The sequence below is a fragment of the Snodgrassella alvi genome (assembly GCF_040741455.2).
GTDB classification, from domain to species: domain Bacteria; phylum Pseudomonadota; class Gammaproteobacteria; order Burkholderiales; family Neisseriaceae; genus Snodgrassella; species Snodgrassella alvi_E.
Window position 1 is genome coordinate 71,197 of record NZ_CP160328.2, and the last position, 18,576, is coordinate 89,772.

The window sequence follows — 18,576 nt, forward strand, 5'->3', positions numbered from 1 at the left end:
ATTATTTCAGCTTATTGTTTGGGCGGTTCCTGCATCGCGCGCTGGCGTGCTGCTGCAAAGCCTCTGAGTTCTTTTCCGATAGGGTTGGTGCCATGCAGCTGATGCCACCAGCGTTGTGCGCCAACTACTAGAAAACAGATTAATGAACCAATGCCTACGGTAACGAATAAATCATTGTAAGCGGCTACTTGTGCCAGCATGGTATCTTGCTGAATTAATTTACTCACGCCATATGCGTGATTCCATGTGCTGTCGAAGCTGAATCGCTGGCTGGCTTGCGCATTTTGCTGGATGAGCTGATTAACCTGAGGGTCAGTTAAATAGGAACCATCTGCGCTATTGATTAAATGCACACGGGTACGGATGGTGATAAAGGCGTTCAGCAGAGCTGAACCAATTAGACCACCGACAGTTTGTGAAAATCCAAATACAGCGGAGAAGCTCATAATGTAAACAGGATCTTTGGCGAGCGCGCGAATCATACCCTCCATCATCACAGGACCGAAAAAGAATAATGATGCAAAAGCAATCATGAATTCTGGTAGGTAAAAATTCACTGGTCGCGACCACTGATTTTGTCCAACTTCCATAAAGCTGGCAATGGCGATGATGGCGAATGAAATCACCAGTGGTAATTTAATATCGGTAGGTTTGAATGTTAGTACGCTAGTCATTAGTCCCAATGCTGCGCCACAAGATGTTACGGCATAGAAATGAATCATCTGATCGTTACTTAGACCTAATGCAGTCATTAGACCAGCTGCACCCATGTTTTGCTCGGACAGGGCTACGCGGATAAGTGAGCCGAAAACCAATACCTGTAACATGCCGTTGGTATGCATCATCCATTTGATATCAAACATTGGCCGCTTGCGGTTGTATTCAATAATTACGGAAAGCATACAGCATACAATGCCGGCAACAAACAGCCAGCCAATCCAGTCTTTGTCCCACCAGACAATGCGTCCCTGCACTGCACCAGCGGAAATAAAGGCGATGCCTGCAGCCATTAGAGGAAAACTAATTAGGTCGATTTTTTCGAATGATTTTTCCAGATAGCCAGAAGGAATAGGAAGTAGCCATACGGCTCCGCATACCAGCAACGCCATGCCAAGCTGAAAGCTGAACACTAGCTGAAATTGTTCGTGCTGCAACAGCAAAGGAGAAAGAAATCTGGCCAGCGGCTGGCTTAGCTGGGTCAAGCCGAGGCCGAGTAGTATGCCTTTACCGCGATGTATAGCGGGCATGGCTTGCATCATGTAGTACATGGCCATGCTATTTAAACTGCCACCTACGAGTCCGCTCATACCGCGAGCAAATAATTCCATATGATAATCATGGAAAAAGAATTGCAGGCAGTTGGTAATGATAAGTCCCGTAACGATATAGCTAACATAACGTGGCAAGCCGAAATTCTGACGAATTTTAAATAGTAAGACGCTAATAATGGCACTAAACATATAATAAGAGACTTGTATCCAGCCTCCTTGCTCGGGTGTCAGCCCCAAATAGCCTTGAATCTGAGGAATATTGGCCAGCATCATGCCATTGGTAAATCCGGCAGTTAAGCCTACGATCACGCCGATGATGGCATAGCAGACACGGCGTTTCCACGGATGGTCCGGAAAGGAAGGGGAACCGGCCATCATTGGGCGTTCATGCGGTTTTAACTGATAGGTAGTATGAGACATGAGTTGATTATTGCAAGTTACATTATGCTGAGTCGGCCACAATTAAAAACGCCATCCAGTAATCCTGAGCAGCTCAGGTGGATGGGCGATGTTGGTTCAGCTTTTGCATATTCTAAAACAAATTATTGGTTTCTGCTAACAATAATTTAACAGATGTAATAGTTACTTGAGATGAAGATTATTGATTAACAATTTATTTTAATTAAATTTTTTGTTATTTGCTGTATTGAATTATTAATTTGTGATGAGGGTGCTCTAATATGAATTGATTAATAAATACTAAAATTTATTAATCAATTTTATTTATTGGTTGCATCTAATGTAGTTGGATAGTGTTGCCTAACAGTATTTTTTGGACATAGACGAGAGTTTAAAAACACAACCATTATTTTAAAGTAAATATAAATGCCTGAATTAATTTTTTCAGTCATCAATTATGTAAATTGGGATGGGTTATGCCTGTTTTTATGGGTGAAGGTGCTAATAAAGCGTTGGGAATGACTTGAAAAGCAAGATACTCAATGGATTTGAAGGAGTGGGAGGCTTCTTCGACTCTAAATCTTCAGAAAATAAAAATTCAGTCTATTATTTGTACCGGATGATTTGTTTAGGCTGGCTTAGCTGTTTAGCGTTGTAATCCATAGGTTGTATGGCGGGTGCGTTATTATTAGATTAGGTGTGTAGAAAGGAAAACTTAGATTGTGGACTGATTTCGAGAGATGTAATGATTAAATTGCAAATAAAAAAGCGTAATCGTTTGATTACGCTTTTTTTAACTGGTGCCGGCACCAAGAGTCGAACTCGGGACCTTCTGATTACAAGTCAGCTGCTCTACCAACTGAGCTATGCCGGCTAAAGAGAGGCGCATTATGCGCAATAATGAACAAATACGCAAGAGTTAATGGAAATTATTTTTTAAATTTACAAATAAGGCTATGATTTAAAAATTAATTAAATTATTCAAGCTTTAGCTGATTGGCGACAAATTATAACTATTTTTTATTTGGTACTAGACTATAATGAAGAGTTTTTGATTATTTTATGGGGAGTGTCTGGGTGGGACACCAATTTAAACTAGCGCTGGCCGGCGCACAAATTTTGTTTGTGGCCTTTGGTGCCATGGTTCTGGTGCCGTTGTTAACAGGGCTAAATCCAGCTCTGGCGCTGATGGGTGCGGGTGTAGGCACATTATTATTTCAGATTTGTACTAAACGTAAGGTGCCGATATATCTGGGCTCTTCGTTTGCATTTATTGCCCCGATTATATATGCCATGCAGGAATGGGGTTTGGGTTCGACTATGTTTGGCCTGTTCGCTGCTGGCTTTATGTATTTTGTCTTTGCTGCACTGATTAAGTGGCGCGGGCTGGCTTCGGTGCACCGTTTGCTGCCGCCGGTGGTTATTGGTCCGGTGATTATGGTAATTGGGCTTTCTGTGGCGATGGTAGCCTGTAATATGGCTATGGGTAAGTCCGGTGATAAACAAGTTGTGGATTATGCGCATTCGCTGTTTTTGTCGGGTTTTACTTTTGCGGTAACAGTAATTGTGACGGTATTCGGCAGTAAGATGATGCGTTTGATTCCGATTCTGATAGGTGTGGCAGCCGGTTATATAATGGCATTGCTAACCGGAATGGTGGATACCAGTGCTATGGCTGCGGCGCCGTGGTTTGCTGTTCCCCATTTTGCTACTCCGCAAGTTAATTGGCAGGCTGCGCTGTTTATGCTGCCGGTAGCGATTGCGCCGGCTATTGAGCACATTGGCGGAATTATGGCTATTGGTAAGGTGACGGGTAATGATTATGTGAAAGACCCTGGGTTACATCGAACTTTAGCTGGAGATGGTTTGGGTGTGTGTATTGCCGGTTTAATCGGCGGCCCTCCGGTAACAACCTACGGTGAAGTTACCGGTGCAGTGATGATTACCAAGAATAGTAATCCGGTAATTATGACATGGGCAGCTGTGTTTGCGATTTTAATGGCCTTTTTTGGCAAATTTAATGCTTTTCTGAGCTCAATTCCGTTGCCTGTAATGGGCGGTATCATGTTGCTACTATTTGGCACGATTGCTTCTCTGGGGCTAAAAACGCTGATTGATGCTAAAGTGGATTTAATGCAACCGCGTAATCTGGTGATTGTGAGTTCTGTTTTGATTGTGGGTGTTGGTGGCATGGTTGTGAAAATCGGTTCCATGGCTTTTGCTGGTGTAGGACTATGTGCTTTACTGGCAATAGTGCTGAATTTACTGCTTCCAGCCGGAACAACCGTTCAAGCAGAATAACTATCAGATTTGAGTTGAAGACCGCAGCTTCTAATAGGCTGCGGTTTTTTTGTGCAGATCGGTAAGAAGTTTAGATAAATAGAACAGCAGGGTGGTTAATATGGTTGCTTATGAGATTGTATTCTGATGGGGAACGGATAGGATTTTCTGAATCAGGACATTATTCAGGTTTTTAAGTACAATAAATTAAAAATCGGACCAGCTATTTATTTAGCAAATTCAGTTATTTATTTGAATTCTATTAAATTTGATGTGTCTAAACTAACCAACTGGTCCTAGTTGAGCTGATATGAATAAATGACAGGCTACTGGTAATTGCAGAATGTAAGTATATTCAGTATCAAACAGAAAATAGCGGCATTGCCGCTATTTTTGTCTAACCGGACAACCGGCTAAGATTAAGCTGCCTGAATGTTGGCCGCTTGTTTACCTTTTGGACCGGTGGTCACGTCAAAAGATACGCGTTGACCTTCTTTCAAGGTTTTGAAGCCGTTCATATTGATTGCAGAGAAATGAGCAAACAAATCTTCACCACCTTCATCAGGTGTAATAAAACCAAAACCTTTAGCGTCGTTAAACCACTTAACAATACCAGTTGCCATGAAACTTCCTATACATAAAAAACAAAATAAAGAACAAGTTTGCGACACAGTAGAACCTACAAATTAGTGAACAGGTGTACAACTATTTGTTTGGCAGTCTATGTCTGACTTGTTAAGTAGTCTTTTTACATAGGTTAAGAACTAACGTCAAGCAAGCTTACCGAAAAATGATAAAATTATTAAAACCGTTACTAAAAACCCACAGATACATGTAGATTTATGCACAATGTCAAATACTAGAACACAAACTGTTAGCCAGAATCAGGAAAGCATGTTAAAGCCACCGAAGCGCTATAAAGTGGTATTGTTGAATGATGATTACACACCGATGGATTTTGTGGTAACTGTACTCATGGAAGTGTTTCATTTGCCACATACTCAGGCGATTGCCATTATGCTGATGGTGCATGAGTCTGGACGCGGTGTGTGTGGGGTGTTTCAGAAGGATATTGCCGAAACCAAATGCAATCAGGTGCTTGAACGTGCCGAAGCTGCTGGCTTTCCTTTGCGGTGTCTGACTGAAGAAGAATGAGATGTTGTATTAAAACCTAGATGCCACGGTACACTCGGCGGGTGTTACTTGATTTTTAACGTGAGTGCTTCATGTATATGCTGATAATGCTGAGTGTTGCATTCTGAATTGAAAATGTTACTTTGTCAGGAGGTCGGGTATGATTTCGGCGCAACTAGAAAAAATTCTGCAGTATGTTTATGCCGAGGCTCGGAACCATGCGTTTGAGTTTATTGGTGTGGAGCATTTACTGCTCGGCCTGTTGCAGCAAAGTGAAGATGTGAGTGGGGTGCTACGGGCTGTAGGGGTGGATAATGAATTGCTAGCCAAACAGCTTCAGCAAAGTATTCATGAGAATACTCCGGTGTTGCCGGAAAGCGTAGCAGAGCAGTCTGAGTTGGAGCCTACGCTTGGATTTCAGCGTGTATTGCAGCAGGCAATTGTGCATGTACGTGCTGCGCATACTGAAGGTGAGGTGACACCTGTGGATGTTCTGGTGGCCATTATGTCAGAAAAGGACAGCCACGCTGTTTATTTTCTTGAATCGCAGTCGGTGAACCGTCTGGATGTGCTGCGCTATCTGACACTTGGTAATCATAATCCGGTTCAGAATAAAAATACTGAACAAAATAATGAGGCAGATGCGGGCAAGGCAGAAGTAAAAGCTTTAGAAAACTATACTGTTAATCTGAACAGGGAGGCTCTTGCCGGCCGAATTGACCCGCTTATTGGCCGTAATGAGGAGATGCAGCGCCTGATTCAGACTTTGTGCAGGCGGCGTAAGAATAATCCTTTACTGGTAGGTGAAGCCGGTGTGGGTAAAACGGCACTGGCAGAGGGGCTGGCTTATATGCTGGTACATGATAAGGTGCCAGAATCTATCAAAGGATCAGTGGTTTTTTCGCTGGATATGGGCGCTTTGCTTGCCGGTACTAAGTATCGCGGTGATTTTGAAGCACGGATGAAAGCCGTTATTAAAGAATTGGGCGAACTGGATAAGGCGGTATTGTTTGTAGATGAAATTCATACCATTATAGGTGCCGGCAGTGTGTCTGGCGGCACGATGGATGCGTCTAATTTGCTTAAGCCGGCATTGGCTAAAGGTAGTATGCGCTGTATTGGCGCCACAACTTATCAGGAATACCGTACTATTTTTGATAAGGATCATGCTTTAAGCCGACGATTTCAGAAAATAGATATTGTAGAACCATCGGTAACAGAAACGGTGCAGATATTACAAGGGTTGCGACCTGCATTTGAAAATTTCCATCAAGTACGCTATACGCGAGGTGCGCTTCAGGCAGCTGCTGAGTTGTCTGCTCGCTATATTAATGAGCGCTTTCTGCCAGATAAAGCTATTGATATTATAGATGAGGCCGCGGCAGCGCAAAAAACCCAGCCGAAATCCAGACAACGTAAAGTTATCGGCCGTGCTGAAATTGAGGCGATTGTGGCAAAAGTTGCACGTATTCCAGAAACCACCGTTTCACATGATGATAAGCAGGTATTGCGCTTTCTTGCTGATAATTTAAAAGCAAAAGTATTTGGACAAGATCAAGCTATTGATGTACTGGTGGCGTCGATTAAAATGGCGCGCTCTGGTCTCAAACAGCCTGATAAGCCGATTGGCAGCTTTTTGTTTGCCGGCCCGACCGGCGTTGGCAAAACTGAAGTTGCCAAACAGCTGGCGCAGCTGCTGGACTTGCCTTTGCTGCGGTTTGATATGTCGGAATATATGGAACCACATGCTGTTTCGCGTCTAATAGGTTCCCCGCCGGGTTATGTGGGCTTTGAGCAGGGCGGATTACTTACTGATGCAGTCAATAAGCAACCATATTGTGTGCTGCTGCTGGATGAAATTGAAAAGGCACATCCGGATGTGTTCAATGTGTTGTTGCAGGTGATGGATTATGCCAATCTTACGGATAATAATGGACGCAGTGCGGATTTCCGGAATGTTATTCTGATTATGACCACCAATGCCGGTGCTGCTGAATTGGCTAAGCCTAATTTGGGCTTTACAGGAAAGCGCGGACAAGTCGATAGTCTGGCCGTTATTGAGAAAGCGTTTTCGCCTGAATTCCGCAACCGTCTGGATGCAATTGTGCCATTTACGGCTCTGGATCAAGCGATAATTGCGAAAGTCGTGGATAAGTTTTTGTTGGCACTGGAGCAGCAGTTGCTGGCTAAACAGGTGGTGGCAGAATTCACACCAACTTTACGCAGCTATTTGGCCAAACACGGTTTTGATGCTGCATTGGGTGCTCGCCCCATGCACCGGTTGATTCAGGAGCGTATTCGTAAGCTGCTGGCTGATGAGTTGCTCTTCGGCCGTCTGAGTGAAGGAGGTGATGTATTGATTGATTATTTGCCGCAGTCTGATGAAGTGAAGCTGGTTTTTTCTGCCGCCAATCAATCCGGTTCAAAGAAAAAGGAATCGGTAACAATTGAATGATTTGATTAAGAAAGCTAAAATTAAAATAAAAAAAAGTGTGGCGAAACGCCACACTTAAACACACACATCAAGAGGAAACCAATCAAAGTAAATTCATTATAATGTTTTCATTTGAGTGTGTTTTGATACAAATCAAATGAAAATGTTTAAGAAAATTAAATCAAAATTAATGTTATATCCCTGCTGAATAAATTAGGCAGGGATATTTATTTTTTATTACAGATAGTTAGTATAGTGAGTTTATTTACTGTAAATCTGCAGGCAAAGGATCATTCCGCAGCTGTTTGACGGATTGTAAATGCTGGTTGAAGTCGAGAACCTGCGGATTGTTACTGTTTGCCGTGCTGAAAAACTGATTGGCAAATGGTAGTTGTGGTGAGCGGATGCCCAGCCATTGTGCAATTCCGTCTAATAGTTCCAGCCCACTACGCTGAGCCTGATTGTGTGTCTGCCGAGGCTGACCACTGTTGATAATGACTAGCGGGACATGATAATTCTGATAAAAATGGTCGTTGTGGCGCAGGATGCTTGAAGAACGTACTAAACTGTTTTTCTCAAAGGTGTTTTTGTCATGACTCAGGCCATGGTCACTAAAATACAACATGCTGAAAGGCTCACCATTTTGCTGCAATGTTGTATATATCTGGCTTAATAGAGTGTCTGTCTGACGAATGGTGTCGATATAGCAATTACTGTTGTTATTTTCCACATAGTGCTGTGGCGGGTTGGGCAGCCGGTCGCATGGATTGGGATGAGAACCCATAATGTGCAATACAATCAGGCGGGACTGACCAGCAACCAGAGGCTGAGCCAGTACTTTCTGCAATGGCTCAATGAGCTGATTATCATAACTGCGTTGGCCGAAATCGTAGCCGGTAGTTTTTAGAAATGTGACGTGATTGGCCTGATGAGCAATCGTTGAAATGGATGTATCGTATTGTCCAAGTGCCCCCTGATTTGACAACCATGCTGTATCCATACCGGCTTTTTTCGCCAGAGTAATCACATTATTCTGAATTGAGAATGATTTACCATGGCTGAGAGTAAGGCCATGTAAGAGCGAGATGGGCGTATTGGGACCGGCAGACAGCATGTTATCCATGATGATGCTGGCATGCCTGTCCAGAAATGGGGTGTCTGGATATTTGAATCCGTATAGATGTAAATAATCTGCGCGGGCACTTTCACCAATAATCAATACATAGTTGCGGTATTGCTGTTGACTACTGCTAATTTGCCAATTATCTGGTTTAGCTAAGTCGGCTTTCATCTTTGCTAGTTCGGCGAAGTAGGCACGCGGTTGCAGATAAGCATCGGCCAGAAATTCTATTGGCTGTGCACGTAGTGCAAATCCACCTGTAGTATAACCTTTGCGCGCTGTCTGTATTGTCATTACCATTAGTACAATTACAAGCGGAATAGCCCAGTAGCCGCGCCAGCGTGGGACAGCCGTATAGCGGCTGAAACGCATAATGAGTAGCGGTATAGCGGCCAGAACAATTGTCATTACATAGGTATGCCATGATATGGCTGCTATGTATTCACTTGCTTCACTGGCTGTGGTACTAAGTAATGAAGTAACGATACCAAAACTTGGTCTTCCGTACAGAGTAGCAGTAGGATGATAGAACAGAACAATGATTGCGCTCAGCCACATCATGATGCACCATAGTCGTGAGCAGAAACGTTGCAATAATATGCTGACCAGCCATGTTTCAATTATGCGGTTAGGATTTGGCGGGTAGGCCAGTGCATAAATCATTACGATGCTGTAAATAAGTAAGAGTAATACATTCAGTGCATAATGTTTACGGGGCGTTAGTTTCATAGATCACTCAGACAGCCGGGGTGAAGTTATCTGCAAAAAATGCGTCTTCAGGCAATCCAGCCTGATTTGTAAATAAATTTTTGGCCTGATGTATCATTTGCGGATGGCCGCATGCATACACTTCATATTTATTCATATCCGGATGAGCAGCCAGTGCCGCATGTTGAACATAGCCACGTGCACCTTTCCATGATGCTGATGGATGCGACAATACTGCTGACCACTGTGCCTGTGCTAACTCAGAACAAAGCTTATCCAGCACGGCAGCATCATACAAATTTTCTTCTGCTGCCATACCCCAGTATATTGATACCGGTAGTTGAAATTGCTGTTGTTTCAGTGTTTCCAGCATGGCTTCAATCGGTGCAATACCGGTACCGGAGGCCAACATAATAAGTGGTTTTTGCTGGCTGTTTAACTGAAAATTGCCCAGTGGCCCGTGAAAATGCAGAATGTCTTTCGGGCGCAAGCGGCCATCAAAGAGTTGTTCGGAAAAGACGCCACCATGGTGACGTCGTACATGGATAATTAACTGCCGGCGGTTTGTGTCAAAACCCGCTATCGAATAACTACGGCGCTGATTATCGGATAGCACAATATCGATATACTGGCCGGCAGTGAAATGAAAGGGTTTTCGCTGTGCCAGCTTCAGCGATAGGATGGCAGTATGGCCACAATAGCGAATATCTTCAATTCGTGCAGTCAGCGTTTGTACTGGTTGTGCTGAATGGCCATTATAGTTGGGCAAATATAGAGTTAGGTCTGTTTTGGCACTTTGGCAGCACAGTAATATATCCTGCTGATTTGTGTCATTACTGTTCAGGGCAGACTGTGGGTTGATTTCAGTAGTTTGACCCTTGACTAGCTGAGCTTTGCACGCTCCGCAGCAGCCGCTTTTACACGCATGCGGCAGCATGATCCCCTGATCGATTGCTGCCTGTAGCAGTGATGTTCCCTCTGGTGCCTGAAAAGTTTCACCGGCTGGTAAAACCGTTATTTGATAACTCATTTTAGTTTTAGCTTATTTTAACGAGTTGGCTATTTTAGAACGCTGTGAAATAAAAGCCAAATGTGCAGATGCGTTTTGAAGAAATGGAAACTAAAGTAGATATGGCTTTGGTCAGAATGTTGACACATACAGTTTAGCCCGCTATTCAGGATAACGGGCTGTTTTTTTCTTCTGAATGCAAATTAAATTTTAGTTGGAAAAGTATTTTGCATATATTTTGTCATATTCGCCACTAGCGCGGATTTTTTTCAGTGCATCATTCAGTTTCTCCACAGTGGCTGTATCGCCTTTGCGAACCACAAAGCCGTAATGGTCAACACCGAATTCGGGTACCTTATTAATGGTGAATTTATCAGCACCGTTGGCTTTAACATAATTACTGATTACGGCACCATCGGATACCATGGCTTCTACACCACCATTTTCAAGCTCTTTGATGGCCAGGGGCACGCTGTCAAAACGGGCAATTTTTGTGCTTTGCGCACCCAATACTTTTTGTACTGCCAAATCACCAGTTTGGCCTGTGGCTACGGCTACACGATGCATATTATTTAATTCAGCCAGCGAATGGAATGTTTTGGCTTTTGGTGTAAGTACCATCATAGAAATATCAAAATACGGGTCACTAAATAGCATACTTTGTTTACGCTCATCAGTGATGGTCACACCGGAAGCCACAATGTCTAGATCGCCGTTATTGAGGCTAGCAAATAGTCCATCCCATGGCTGATCTTTAAACTGTACTTTGAAATTGCCAGCTTTGGCCATGGCGTTGAGCAAATCAATATCAAAACCGGTGAGCGAACCGTCGGCTGTGCGGGATTCAAAAGGTGCAAATTCGGCATTGGTGCCAACTATAAAGGTTTTATCTGCATTGGGCTGAGCAGGCGCAGAAGCAGAATTGCTGTTGCTGCCACCACAGGCAGATAGTAGCAGTGCAGAACACGCGGCTACAGCGGTCAGCCAGTATTTTATTTTCATATACACTCCCTGAATTCTATTGAAATTATTGGCTGAAGGCTGCTTACTATACAATGGTTTGCATTTCAAAATATGCATCCTTACCGCCATGTCTGGCTTGATAGTAACATATTTCACAGTTGAAACAAGCTTTATCCGTACACTGTGATACTGCTTAGCGGTGCTATAATCCCGCTTTCATGGAGACATGACTTTACATAATTTTGTGCTGGTGTAATTTGATTAAGTCTAACAGGATAAATAATGCATATATTTCATACCATTACTGAACTGCGGTCATGGCGCAAGCAAGTGAAAAGGGTGGCTCTGGTGCCGACAATGGGAAACTTGCATGCCGGTCACCTGGCTTTGGTGCGTACTGCCAAAGCACACGCTGATGCGGTAGTGGTAAGCATATTTGTTAATCGCATTCAGTTTGGAGTGGGCGAAGATTTTGATCTGTATCCGCGGACATTGGCTGAGGATGTGGAAAAGCTGACTAAGGCCGGTGCTGATGTGGTGTTTGCGCCGTCAGAAAAAGAATTGTATCCGAATGGAACGCAGCAATATTTTGTTGAACCGCCGGCTATTCAGAATGAGCTCTGCGGCCGTAGTCGTCCGGGCCATTTTCGAGGGGTGGCCACAATTGTGACAAAGCTCTTTAATATTGTGCAGCCGGATGTGGCGTGTTTTGGTAAAAAGGATTATCAACAACTGGCGGTAATAAAGGGAATGGTGCAGGATCTGAATGTGGATATTGACATTATTCCGGTTGAAATTGAGCGTGCTGATAGTGGTTTGGCTTTGTCTAGCCGTAATGGTTATCTGACAATTGAACAACGTGAACAAGCAGCGCAGCTATCGGCGCAGTTGCGGACTATGGCTGAAGCAATGCGAAGAGGAAATCGGCAATTCGCTGCTTTAGAAAATAGTGCAGCAACCTATTTGCAACAGCATGGCTGGCAAGTGGATTATATTGAAGTCAGACACGCACAAACGCTGACAAAAGCTCAGATTTCTGATAAAAATCTGGTAATTGTTGCGGCTGCTATACTGGGGACGACGCGTCTAATTGATAATTTAGAAGTGCAGTTGGAGCACGAATAAAATAAAAGAGTCTGTAAACCGGAATTTAACCAAAAGGCAGCGTGAATACGTATGTGGTGGATTGTATTATTACTGTTAATTATGGCTATAGGCGCATTACTCTGGTGGCGCAATATTGAAGAGCGTAAATGGCAGCTGGAAATGACCTATTTAACCCGCTATGAAGAGCATTTAAAGCACAGTAAAGTGTCGTCTTCAGCTCCGGCTCGTGTATCATTGCTGAAAAGTATAGTGAGAAAATTAGCAGTGCGGCGTAGTCAGCAGCAACAGAAAGTACAATCGTCAGCAGAATCACAACATTCTTTACAGAAAGTACCAGCAGCACCGGCGGAAATTGCGTCAGCAACATCAGAGCAGAATGTACAAGCTGAGCCTGATGCAATGGATTCTGTAGCGAGCAAGCCTCAGCTGCCCATAAAACATCCTCTAGCCCGACAGATTACTGTAACTGAGGCAAGCCCGAAACCTTTAAAAACCGAAACGCCTCATCCTGCTACGCTAGATAAAGAATATCTACAGTCGAAGGCAAAAACTGCTGCAGAGATGCCGGAAGCAAACAACACACAGTTGCCGATAGCAGATTCTTTCTCAACACAGAAAATGCAATCTTCCGTTGAAAATAAAACTGAGTCTGAACCAAAAGTGGTTGATGTCTCCAACACTGATAAGGAATTGATAGCAGATACGGAAGAAGAGTCTACTACAGAAAAAATTTTGGTAAGCAGTGAAGAAGTGGCTGAGCCAGCGGTGGTATTTAATCAGAAGAAAAAACTGGAAGTTATCACATTAGCAGAAGCCACGCGTAAGGTAGCTACGCATCCTCTAACGGATGCGGTAGCTGAATCTGCTCCGGCGCTAGAAGTGATACAGATTAACTGGCAGCATAAGCCAGTAAATAGCCAAAAACAGCAGAATAGGCATGCCAGAGAAATTACTCCTGATGATCCGGCGTTAAACAGAGTTCGCTTGCATACTAAGGCTGAACAAGCCGCTTTGCTCAAGGCTCGGGCGCTGAAAAATTTCGATTTAAATGATTTACAGCAGGCTACTCAGCGCAAATTGGGAAACTCAGTTGGCGTTCCTTCGCATCTGGCACATGCAGCAAACTCTCTTTCTGCTCACGCTCATCACGAACCTAAACAACGTAGTGAACACAATGGGGTTCATGTCATAAATGAAGAAGATATCCGTTTAAATTTGTTGCGCCAGAGATTGGCTCGTCAGCGCCATCAGGAAACGTTCACTCATGCTAATTCTGGCTATAGTGTACCGGTTATTGCGGAAGATGAAATTTACGCTAATCTGGCTAAAACCGATTCACCCTTAAATAAGCAGAAATTTCAGCGGCCTGTAGTACGCGAAAGTGTGATTCCGGCGGCTGCTCGAATTGGTAAGCGTCATGCTGTGCGGATGACTACTCCTGTAGCAGATATGTCGGCCGTAAGCCCCTATACAGGAGTGGCAGGCAGTGAACATACACCACTATCTACACGTTTTACACCTTTTCAGCCGATGCCGACAGCCATGGCTGCTGCGCCAGTAGTTACGGTACCATCAGCGGATGATTCTTTTTCTGTAGATGATGATTACACCCCATCAGTGTTTGATGAGGACGAACATCGTGACAGCATTATGCATGATGCTGATCCCTCTGTAGGTAATCAATTTCAGTATGCGCCGGATATACCACCACCGGTGTCAGGTATAAGTAGTGATACCGGCTATACAAATACGACGTCTTTTAGTGATTTGAATCCGACCCATAATGCAGTTATTTCTTACACCGATGAGGAAAGCAGCAAAGAAGCGGGTGTAGTTGAAAACCCTGTGCTGGCCACTGAAGACCCGTATTTCAACGATTCTGAAGAGAAGAAAGAAGTACCGTCTTTTTATTCTGAGCAGGCCGCAGCGGAAGAAAAAAATACTGATGTCGAAGTTTCTGATTATTGGTTGCCAGATGCTGTTGGCGTTAATGAGTCTGAAACAACTCCAGATTCAGTGCCGGAACAGGTGCAAAAAAGTCTATCTGAAACAGAGCCAGAAGTTAGAAGCGTGAGTGTGGTTACCCGTTTGAATCAACAACCGCTGCCAACAGAGCAAATAAATTCTTCGGCAACTCAGGCTCAGACGGCAATCGGGATGGCATTACGAAAAGCGCTTAATCGGAATGCTTCTCATCAATCAATACCCGCACCGTCTTTAAAACCTTTGCTTCCGGGTATGGATTTATTATTGCCGCCGTATTATGACCCTGCTGCGCGACAGAGTGAAGAAACCTTACTTGAAAACGGGATTACCATTGAAGAAAAACTTGCTGAATTCAAAGTTAAGGTACGTGTAATAGATGCTTTTGCTGGTCCGGTTATCACCCGCTATGAAATTGAACCGGCTCAGGGTGTGCGTGGCAGTCAGGTTGTAAACTTAGAAAAGGATTTGGCGCGCAGTCTGGGCTTTGCATCTATACGCGTGGTTGAGACTATTCCGGGTAAAACCTGTATGGGGTTGGAACTCCCTAATCCGAAACGGCAGATTATTCGGTTGAGTGAAATATTCTCGGCTCCGGTATTTCAGCAATCACGTTCTAAACTGACGCTGGCGTTGGGTCAGGGTATTACTGGACAGCCGGTGGTGACCGATTTGGCCAAAGCACCACATTTATTGGTAGCGGGTACCACTGGATCGGGTAAATCAGTGGGTGTTAATGCAATGATTCTGTCGATGCTGTTTAAAGCTACTCCGGAAGATGTGCGTCTCATTATGATAGACCCTAAAATGCTGGAATTAAGCATTTATGAGGGTATACCGCATTTATTGGCACCGGTAGTGACGGATATGAAGTTGGCGGCGAATGCGTTAACGTGGTGTGTAAATGAAATGGAAAAACGTTACCGGTTGATGAGCCATGCTGGTGTGCGTAATTTGGCCGGTTTCAATCATAAAATTGCTGAGCTAGCAGCGCAAAATAAAAAGCTGTTTAATCCGTTTTCGCTGAATCGGGACGACCCAGAACCACTAGAAAAGCTGCCTTATATTGTGGTTGTGGTAGATGAATTTGCTGATCTGATGATGACGGCAGGCAAAAAAATCGAGGAACTGATTGCCCGTTTGGCGCAGAAAGCTCGGGCGGCCGGTATCCATTTGATACTAGCGACACAGAGGCCGAGTGTAGATGTGATTACTGGCCTGATTAAAGCCAATATTCCTACACGAATTGCCTTTCAGGTATCTAGCAAGGTGGATAGCCGAACCATTCTTGACCAGATGGGTGCGGAAAATCTGCTTGGACAGGGTGATATGCTGTTTTTACCTCCCGGCACAGCTTATCCAGAACGGGTGCATGGGGCGTTTGTGGCTGATGAAGAAGTGCATCGTGTGGTGCATTATTTGAAACAGTTTGGTGAGCCGAAATATATCGATGATATTTTAACGGCCGGTGTCAGTGATGATGATATGTTTAGCAATGCGTCACCACGCAATAGTGAAGAAGAGTTGGATCCTCTTTATGATGAAGCAGTGGCACTGGTGGTAAAAACTCGAAAAGCGAGTATTTCATCGGTACAACGTCAGCTGCGTATTGGATACAACCGTGCAGCTCGTTTGGTGGAACAGATGGAGTCAGAGGGAATTGTTTCAGCTGCAGAAGGAAATGGTAATCGTACTGTACTTGCTCCGCAAAATAACCATTTAGATGATTAGTTATTCTAAATATCGATTATTCAAACCGTGTACTTTATGTATACGGTTTTTTATTTATGAGTTAATTAGTCAATTCAGTCTATGAGTTATTATATTATTAATATGATATCTATATATTTATTAATTAGTTTATCTGATTGATATTATTCTAGAGTTATGGTTAAAACTGCGTATTTATATGTATAGATTTAATTAATATGTTGTGATTCTGTTGTTTTAATGAACAGTTATTTTGAAAAAAATCAATAAACAGGCAAATTTTATTAAATCATTTTGGGCCGTTTTACTTGGTATTGCTTTGCCAGAGATGTTTAATAAAATAAATTGTAGATGAAAGTGCAAAATATTGCTGATAAGTAATTAAATATTGTATCAATTAAAAAGGTAAAAGATAAAACACTCAATATTTACGTAAGGTTTTATAAGAAAAATAAATTTTGTAATTAATTGTTTTGATTATTAAACGGTTTGAAGTGAAAAAAAATAAGTTTTAAGATGAATTTGGCTATTTATGAAATAAAAATTTATATCTTTAAGTGTGTAAATATATACAGGTTATTATTAGGAGATAGATTTATGATTGAGTCTTATAAACGTTTCTGGCACAACATTTTTAATTTTTCTGGAACTTCTAACCGTGCTGATTATTGGTGGCCGATTGTTATCAACTATGTACTGGGTATGTTGCTGATGTATGTACTTGAAAAAATGCTAGGCCATCCGATTAATGATATTTATACATGGGGTGACTGGACAGTTAATTTTGTAGTTTTGGTAATTGGATTTGTAGTATGGATTGCTACTTTATCATTACAGTTTAGGCGCTTGCATGATACTGATCGCTCGGGTTGGTGGATTTTGATTACTCTGATACCGATTATTGGTCAAATCTGGTTTATTATTCTTATGTTATTGCCAGGTAAACCGAATCGATTTGAACAGAGAATGTTTTAAGCAGATTTACGATATACGTTTATTTGGCAGATAAATAGCAATAAATTCTTTATGAGACATTTTATTGTTTACTTCGATATTGTTTGATTATTTTGATTCGGCAGCTTAGGTTTTATGAAAGGGAGAGCTGCCGAAGTCTGTATTCTTTTGCGGTTTTTTTTACTGATATCAAATTTATTAATAATCTTTTTTGAAGAGTTAGAAACTGAATTGATAGTCATTAATCCATTTTTTTTATTTTGTAGATATTTATAGAATTATGAATAATTAGTACAAAATATTAATGATATACTGAAAATATATTAACTGTATTTGAATAATTATAATTTGTTTTAGATCACAAACTAATACACAAAAAAATTTATTTTATTGTGAAAGTTGGAAACGTTTACATCTACCACGTGTTGAAAAGGTATATTCGTTTATGCCTAATTAAGATGGGATAAACCTGATAATTAAGGTTATATAAATACGACTAAAATTGTTCAATTATCTGTAAAATGAATAATCTAAAAACTGGAATTTTGCTTCATCTATATAATAATTTTCAGTAAAAAATTATTTTCTCTGAGAAAAACGTTTTTTAATTGATTTTATTTCTTTGCTTTGTGAAGCATCTATGCACTTCATTAATATTAGCTTTACGCCTTCTTGATAACTTTTATAAGGACGCTTTGAGTAATTGCGTGCAACAACTGCTGCTTCTTCATAAGCTTCAGCAGGATAGCGACCAAGTTCAACATAGGCGCCTACAGCCGCTTTTGCCTCCCGCTGCATTATGTCTCCGCTTTCACTCTCAGCAAGACAATAACTCAAGGTAAAATTTTCCAAATCATTTTTTAACGGAGGGCGCGCCTTTGCGAATGCAGAAGAAATCGAAATTACTATTAGACTAAAAATTAGTTTTACTTTAATTTCCACATTTTCACCTCATTTGCATCGTCAAAATAGCAGTGGTCAGAACATTTGCTTCCATCCCATAATGTGGCATGACCCGACGCATCCGACCAAATAGAAACATTAAATACTAATAGACCTTTTACTCCATTAAATTGACTCATATTCGTAGTAGATTTGGTAATAATGTCTGGTTTACCAAAATTACATTCTAAAAATCGAATCAGATCAGTAACTTTAAATATATACCATTTTTTGTCGGCACCGGAAGATGTGCTCCATCTTGAATCTCGATTGATAGGAAAACCTGAATAATTTAATGCATAGCTCATTCGTATTGCACAAGCATTCTGGAAAATTTCTGAATCAATATTTTGTTGAACTTTACCTCCAATTTTTTTCCCTACTTCTTTAACGGGTACATTAACGTACTGAAAATTTGTCCACATAGTTTTGAAGTCAGGTTTTGCCATTTCATCCTCTTATTAAGAAAATACAGGTAAAGTAAATTACTGAATTTGTTAATAATGATTATAAAGTGTATATGCTGGCATTGTCTATCTTAAATATAAAATAAATTAAAATA

The 18,576-nt window shown here is 42.0% G+C and carries 13 protein-coding genes and 1 tRNA gene; 6 read left to right on the plus strand and 8 right to left on the minus strand.

Features of this window, described 5'->3' with window-relative positions:
- Positions 1-11: 11 nt before the first annotated feature.
- Positions 12-1,691 (minus strand): MFS transporter, encoded by a 1,680-nt coding sequence (locus ABU615_RS00305; protein WP_267390153.1) that lies wholly within the window; start codon positions 1,689-1,691, stop codon positions 12-14.
- Between the two features lie 777 nt (positions 1,692-2,468).
- Positions 2,469-2,544: transfer RNA gene (locus ABU615_RS00310), tRNA-Thr, on the minus strand.
- A gap of 266 nt (positions 2,545-2,810) precedes the next feature.
- Here ABU615_RS00310 and ABU615_RS00315 point away from each other — a divergent pair.
- Complete coding sequence (locus tag ABU615_RS00315) at positions 2,811-3,971, plus strand: uracil-xanthine permease family protein (RefSeq protein ID WP_370389362.1); 1,161 nt, start codon at positions 2,811-2,813, stop codon at positions 3,969-3,971.
- Between the two features lie 398 nt (positions 3,972-4,369).
- Here the strand turns inward: ABU615_RS00315 and ABU615_RS00320 are convergent, their stop codons facing one another.
- A complete protein-coding gene (locus ABU615_RS00320) occupies positions 4,370-4,573 on the minus strand; it encodes a cold-shock protein (protein ID WP_025330479.1) in 204 nt (67 codons plus the stop codon).
- A gap of 226 nt (positions 4,574-4,799) precedes the next feature.
- Between ABU615_RS00320 and clpS the strand changes: the two genes are divergently transcribed.
- Positions 4,800-5,105 carry an ATP-dependent Clp protease adapter ClpS gene (gene clpS, locus ABU615_RS00325; protein WP_100140028.1) on the plus strand — a complete coding sequence of 102 codons (306 nt, stop codon included), beginning with the start codon at positions 4,800-4,802 and terminating at the stop codon, positions 5,103-5,105.
- Between the two features lie 139 nt (positions 5,106-5,244).
- Positions 5,245-7,539: an ATP-dependent Clp protease ATP-binding subunit ClpA gene (clpA, locus tag ABU615_RS00330; protein WP_100140029.1), complete on the plus strand. Its 2,295-nt coding sequence runs from the start codon at positions 5,245-5,247 to the stop codon at positions 7,537-7,539.
- A 244-nt stretch (positions 7,540-7,783) separates the two neighbouring features.
- Here the strand turns inward: clpA and ABU615_RS00335 are convergent, their stop codons facing one another.
- From ABU615_RS00335 to ABU615_RS00345, 3 genes are all read right to left on the minus strand, one after another.
- Positions 7,784-9,367 (minus strand): sulfatase-like hydrolase/transferase, encoded by a 1,584-nt coding sequence (locus ABU615_RS00335; protein ID WP_370388973.1) that lies wholly within the window; start codon positions 9,365-9,367, stop codon positions 7,784-7,786.
- Positions 9,368-9,374: 7 nt separating this feature from the next.
- The gene (locus ABU615_RS00340; protein WP_370388974.1) at positions 9,375-10,376 is read right to left on the minus strand and encodes a 2Fe-2S iron-sulfur cluster-binding protein; all 1,002 of its coding nucleotides are present in this window, start codon (positions 10,374-10,376) and stop codon (positions 9,375-9,377) included.
- Between the two features lie 189 nt (positions 10,377-10,565).
- Entirely contained in the window at positions 10,566-11,357 is a 792-nt protein-coding gene (locus ABU615_RS00345) for a transporter substrate-binding domain-containing protein (protein ID WP_370388975.1), read from the minus strand.
- Positions 11,358-11,600: 243 nt separating this feature from the next.
- Between ABU615_RS00345 and panC the strand changes: the two genes are divergently transcribed.
- The 3 genes from panC to ABU615_RS00360 all read left to right on the plus strand — a co-directional run bounded on the left by panC (position 11,601) and on the right by ABU615_RS00360 (position 17,093).
- Positions 11,601-12,443 carry a pantoate--beta-alanine ligase gene (gene panC, locus ABU615_RS00350; protein WP_370388976.1) on the plus strand — a complete coding sequence of 281 codons (843 nt, stop codon included), beginning with the start codon at positions 11,601-11,603 and terminating at the stop codon, positions 12,441-12,443.
- Positions 12,444-12,494: 51 nt separating this feature from the next.
- Positions 12,495-16,139: a DNA translocase FtsK gene (locus ABU615_RS00355; RefSeq protein ID WP_370388977.1), complete on the plus strand. Its 3,645-nt coding sequence runs from the start codon at positions 12,495-12,497 to the stop codon at positions 16,137-16,139.
- A 576-nt stretch (positions 16,140-16,715) separates the two neighbouring features.
- Positions 16,716-17,093 carry a DUF805 domain-containing protein gene (locus ABU615_RS00360; RefSeq protein ID WP_100140033.1) on the plus strand — a complete coding sequence of 126 codons (378 nt, stop codon included), beginning with the start codon at positions 16,716-16,718 and terminating at the stop codon, positions 17,091-17,093.
- A 558-nt stretch (positions 17,094-17,651) separates the two neighbouring features.
- Here ABU615_RS00360 and ABU615_RS00365 read toward each other — a convergent pair.
- Entirely contained in the window at positions 17,652-18,014 is a 363-nt protein-coding gene (locus ABU615_RS00365) for a T6SS amidase immunity protein Tai4 family protein (RefSeq protein WP_367488731.1), read from the minus strand.
- Positions 17,999-18,463: a type VI secretion system amidase effector protein Tae4 gene (locus ABU615_RS00370; RefSeq protein ID WP_100140036.1), complete on the minus strand. Its 465-nt coding sequence runs from the start codon at positions 18,461-18,463 to the stop codon at positions 17,999-18,001. Before ABU615_RS00370 ends, ABU615_RS00365 begins: the two co-directional genes overlap by 16 nt.
- Positions 18,464-18,576 lie beyond the last annotated feature (113 nt).

Coding starts and splice junctions, on each gene's coding strand:
- ABU615_RS00305 (WP_267390153.1), bottom strand. CDS start 1,691: ATGTCTCATACTACCTATCAGTTAAAACCGCATGAACGCCCAATGATG.
- ABU615_RS00315 (WP_370389362.1), top strand. CDS start 2,811: ATGGTTCTGGTGCCGTTGTTAACAGGGCTAAATCCAGCTCTGGCGCTG.
- ABU615_RS00320 (WP_025330479.1), bottom strand. CDS start 4,573: ATGGCAACTGGTATTGTTAAGTGGTTTAACGACGCTAAAGGTTTTGGT.
- clpS (WP_100140028.1), top strand. CDS start 4,800: ATGTCAAATACTAGAACACAAACTGTTAGCCAGAATCAGGAAAGCATG.
- clpA (WP_100140029.1), top strand. CDS start 5,245: ATGATTTCGGCGCAACTAGAAAAAATTCTGCAGTATGTTTATGCCGAG.
- ABU615_RS00335 (WP_370388973.1), bottom strand. CDS start 9,367: ATGAAACTAACGCCCCGTAAACATTATGCACTGAATGTATTACTCTTA.
- ABU615_RS00340 (WP_370388974.1), bottom strand. CDS start 10,376: ATGAGTTATCAAATAACGGTTTTACCAGCCGGTGAAACTTTTCAGGCA.
- ABU615_RS00345 (WP_370388975.1), bottom strand. CDS start 11,357: ATGAAAATAAAATACTGGCTGACCGCTGTAGCCGCGTGTTCTGCACTG.
- panC (WP_370388976.1), top strand. CDS start 11,601: ATGCATATATTTCATACCATTACTGAACTGCGGTCATGGCGCAAGCAA.
- ABU615_RS00355 (WP_370388977.1), top strand. CDS start 12,495: ATGTGGTGGATTGTATTATTACTGTTAATTATGGCTATAGGCGCATTA.
- ABU615_RS00360 (WP_100140033.1), top strand. CDS start 16,716: ATGATTGAGTCTTATAAACGTTTCTGGCACAACATTTTTAATTTTTCT.
- ABU615_RS00370 (WP_100140036.1), bottom strand. CDS start 18,463: ATGGCAAAACCTGACTTCAAAACTATGTGGACAAATTTTCAGTACGTT.